General features: G+C 59.2%; 1 protein-coding gene. It reads left to right on the top strand.

Features of this window, described 5'->3' with window-relative positions; translation table 11 throughout:
- Positions 1–347: 347 nt before the first annotated feature.
- Positions 348–1,268: esterase/lipase family protein (locus ACM6IK_RS22675; protein WP_414876087.1), on the top strand; the 921-nt coding region annotated here is incomplete at its 3' end.

The raw sequence follows: 1,268 nt of genomic DNA on the forward strand, positions 1-1,268 counted from the left end.
CAAGTCCGTGCGCATGCGCCCCAACTCAGTCGCGCCCAAGCCGGACCCTTGGGCGAACGAGCGTGGCCCAACAGCCGAGGAAGCGGCCGAAAACAAACGCATCCTCGATGAGTTCATCGTCAGCTTTGAAAAGCGCAAACCGTCACCCGGGGATAAAGATCAATGATCAGCGCCTGCCGATCTTCTTGTAGCCGCATTCATCGCCAACCCACCCGCCACTACGCCTTGGTCCGTAAAGACGGCGCACGGTTCGACGGGCGCAGCGATGGCGAAGGCTTCGTCACCCTGCCACAGGGCATGACGCCGGAAGGGCTTGTACTGGAATGGCTTGAACACGGAGACCCCACATGACCGATAACCCGACAGCGCCTCGTATTGCGCCCATGACCTACAACGCGCGCGGTAACCCGGTGCACACCTGGACCCTCACGCCCAGCCATATCACCGACCCGGTTTTATGCATCCTGCCCCCGGACGGGATACTGCCGGTGATCTTTGTGCCGGGGATCATGGGGTCGAATTTGAAGAGTAAGCCGGAGAAAGGAAAGAAAAAGAAAAAGAAAAAGGCGGGTCCCGTCTGGCGGTTGGATGCGGGGTTCATGGGAAAGAACATGTGGTTGGCGAAAAACTGGATATTTAAAACGCCAGGCGAACGTCAAAAAATTCTGCATCCGGTTCGTGCGGAAGTTGATAGAGAAGGAGCAGTGCCTAAACGCGCCGTAGGTACGGTCATTACCCAGCCAGAGCCAGACAAGAAAAAGGCAGCCTTGGCCTTGTCCAAACGCTATCGAGAACGTGGCTGGGGCGAAGTCAGCGAAACCAGTTATCACGCTTTTCTGCTCTGGTTGGAAGAGGCGCTCAACAGTGAGTTCCTGCCCCACCAGTGGCCGCAATTCGACATCCGGCCGGAGCATTTGCACGCCGTCGCCGTCGAGCCTGGGCCTACGCACATCACCCGGTTAAAACCTGAAATCCCCATCGCCATGCCGGGATTGGGCGCCAACCTCGCCAGCCAGTTGCCGTCGATACTTTCGGACGAGCTGGTGGCGCGTGGCGGCTACCGCATGCCGGTGCATGCCTGCGGTTACAACTGGCTGGACTCCAACGAACAGGCTGCGTCCAGGCTGGCCAAGCGCATCGACGAGCTGATGCACCAGTACGGTCGCAATTGCCAGCAGGTGATTCTGGTGACGCATTCCATGGGTGGGCTGGTGGCGAGGCGATGCGCGCAACTGCCGGGCATGGCCGACAAAATCGCCGGTGTGGTC

This window comes from Pseudomonas sp. IT-196MI5, assembly GCF_949767415.1.
In the GTDB taxonomy this organism is placed as follows: Bacteria; Pseudomonadota; Gammaproteobacteria; order Pseudomonadales; family Pseudomonadaceae; genus Aquipseudomonas.